Raw genomic sequence first — 2556 nt, 5'->3', positions numbered from 1 at the left:
TGGAGTCAGCACCGGGTGTGGGAGTGCACCTTCGGCGTGAAGCGCTTCATGCACCCGATCGTGGGCCGGGTCGACGTGGATTACGAGACCTTTCCGGTTCCGGGCGAACCAGACCAGCAACTCTTCGTCTACAGCACCCAACCGGCGTCGGCCTCAAACGACGCGCTACGCATTCTGGCCTCCTGGCGCACAGATCAGACGGATGCCGCCGCGCTCGAGTCCTTGCGCTGACGCTCTAGAACCCTTCAGGCAGACGCGGAACGTACGATGCCTCAAGCCGCCCGCGCTCGTCGGCGCTGAGCTCAAGGTCGAGCGAGGCGATGGCATCGCTGAGGTGCTGCGGCTTCGTTGCGCCCACGATCGGCGCCGTCACAGCGGGGTTGCCCGACACCCAAGCCAGGGCTACCTGAGCGCGCGGAACTTGGCGTTCAGCGGCAATGTCAGCGACAACTGCAGCAACAGCGCGATCGCCGTCCTCCGCCTGTGCGTACAAGGCCTGGCTGACCAGATCCGTCTCGGTGCGGGCGGTCGTCTGGTCCCAGTCCCGGGTCAGCTTTCCACGCGCGAGGGGGCTCCACGGGGTGAGACCGATGCCGGCGTCGGCGGCGAGGGGGAACATTTCACGCTCCTCTTCCCGGCTGATCAGGTTGTACTGGCTCTGCATCGAAACGAACGGCGTCCAGCCGTTCACCTGTTGCAGGCGCAAGGCCTTCGCAAACTGCCAGGCAAACATTGAGGAGGCGCCCAGGTAGCGGGCCTTGCCCGAGCGCACCACATCGTGCAGGGCTTCAAGCGTCTCCTCGAGAGGAGTGGATGGGTCGAAGCGGTGCACGATGTAGAGGTCCACGTAGTCGAGGTCGAGGCGACGCAGGCTGTTGTCGATTTCCTGCAGCACCGCCTTGCGTGAGAGGCCGCGCTGGTTGGGACCTTCACCGACCGGCGAGTAGACCTTGGTGGCCACAACGATCTCGTCGCGGTTGGTGTACTCCGCGAGTGCGCGGCCGAGGATCTCCTCGCTCGACCCGGCCGAGTAAGCATTTGCGGTGTCGAAGAAGTTGATGCCGGCCTCAACGGCTTGCCGGATGAAGGGCCGACTGGTGGCCTCGGTCAGTGTCCAGGCGTGGTTTCCACGCTCCGGCTCGCCGTAGCTCATGCAGCCCAGGGCGAGCGCCGAGACATCCAGACCGGTGGTTCCGAGCTTCACGTACTTCATGGGACTCCTTTAATGACGGATGCCCCGGGCCGCGTTGAAATCTGCGGCCCGGGGCGGTTCGTGCCTGGGTTTATTATCGACCTGGGCGGTGTCTATAGCGCCGGTCGGGGTGCCTACGCGTCGGCGCGGGTCTCGTTGGCAAACGTGGCCACGTCGATAACGAAACGGTAGCGCACGTCGCTGCGGATAACACGCTCGTACGCTTCGTTTACCTGATCGACCGAGATGATCTCAATGTCGGCGCCGATTCCATGGGCGGCACAGAAGTCGAGCATTTCCTGGGTCTGGCGGATGCCACCGATCTTGGAGGCGGCGATGGAGCGACGCTGGGCGGCGAGCCAGAACATCTTCACGCTGTCCGGTTCGGTGGGGATTCCAACGTGCACGAGCGTGCCGTTGAGGGCGAGCAGCTTGAGGTAGCCCTCCAGGTCGAGGTTCGCAGCCACGGTGTTCACGATGAGGTCGAAGTGGTTCTCGAGCTCGGTGAAGGTAGTCGGGTCGCTGGTGGCGTAGTAGTGGTCTGCGCCGAATCGCAGGCCGTCTTCCTTCTTGCTGAGGGTCTGGCTGAGCACGGTGACCTCGGCGCCGAGCGCGTGGGCGATCTTCACACCCATGTGGCCGAGGCCGCCCATGCCCAGGATGGCAACCTTCTTGCCGGGGCCGGCTTCCCAGTTCACGAGAGGGGAGTAGAGCGTGATGCCGGCGCAGAGCAGGGGAGCGGCCTCGGAGAGCTCGATGCCGTCGGGAATGCCGAGCACGTAGTTCTCGTCGACGACGATCGCGGTGCTGTAGCCGCCGTTGGTGGGGGTGCCGTCGTGGTTGCGGTCGTTGTAGGTGCCGACCTCGCCTTTCAGGCAGTACTGCTCTTCGCCGGCGAGGCAGTTGGCGCACTCGCGGCAGGAATCAACGAAGCAGCCGACGCCGCCCCGGTCGCCGACCCGGTAACGGGTGACGTCGCTGCCGATGGCCGAGACGATGCCGGCGATCTCGTGTCCGGGCACCATCGGGAACAGTCCCACGCCCCACTCGTCGCGTGCCTGGTGGATGTCGGAGTGGCAGATGCCGGCGAACTTGATGTCGATCGCGACGTCGTGGGCGCCGGGGGTGCGCAACTCGATCGTGGTGCGAACGAGGGGCTGGTTGGCCGCGGGGGCGGCGAGGGCAGGAACAGTGGTCGTCATAGAAGAATCTTTCTGTGCCGGTGGTGGAATGCGGGGGAACCCCGTGCCGTGGCACGTGTCGGCGGTGACACCCGCTCGTGCAACATTACGCCGCTCCACCGACACCGTCGAGGCCGCAGCATGGCACTGTCTGACCTACCCAGGGCATCCGCTTTCGCGACG

General features: G+C 65.2%; 2 protein-coding genes and 1 pseudogene. 1 reads left to right on the top strand and 2 read right to left on the bottom strand.

The annotated features are described in order from the left end of the window. Positions 1-231, top strand: a pseudogene (locus H7290_RS16060) (transcriptional regulator); the annotation flags it as partial. A 4-nt stretch (positions 232-235) separates the two neighbouring features. Here the strand turns inward: H7290_RS16060 and H7290_RS16055 are convergent. Both H7290_RS16055 and H7290_RS16050 read right to left on the bottom strand, forming a co-directional pair. Further along, complete coding sequence (locus H7290_RS16055; RefSeq protein WP_290515030.1) at positions 236-1213, bottom strand: aldo/keto reductase; 978 nt, start codon at positions 1211-1213, stop codon at positions 236-238. 113 nt (positions 1214-1326) lie between these two features. Beyond that, positions 1327-2394 (bottom strand): NAD(P)-dependent alcohol dehydrogenase, encoded by a 1068-nt coding sequence (locus H7290_RS16050; protein ID WP_290515029.1) that lies wholly within the window; start codon positions 2392-2394, stop codon positions 1327-1329. Between the last annotated feature and the right edge of the window lie 162 nt (positions 2395-2556).

The organism is Aeromicrobium sp., from assembly GCF_014378035.1.
Classification (GTDB): domain Bacteria; phylum Actinomycetota; class Actinomycetes; order Propionibacteriales; family Nocardioidaceae; genus Aeromicrobium.
This window is presented reverse-complemented; position numbering and strand designations above follow the sequence as displayed.

What these genes read in the sequence shown, in the direction of transcription:
- H7290_RS16055 (WP_290515030.1), bottom strand. Translation starts at nt 1,213, where the DNA reads ATGAAGTACGTGAAGCTCGGAACCACCGGTCTGGATGTCTCGGCGCTC.
- H7290_RS16050 (WP_290515029.1), bottom strand. Translation starts at nt 2,394, where the DNA reads ATGACGACCACTGTTCCTGCCCTCGCCGCCCCCGCGGCCAACCAGCCC.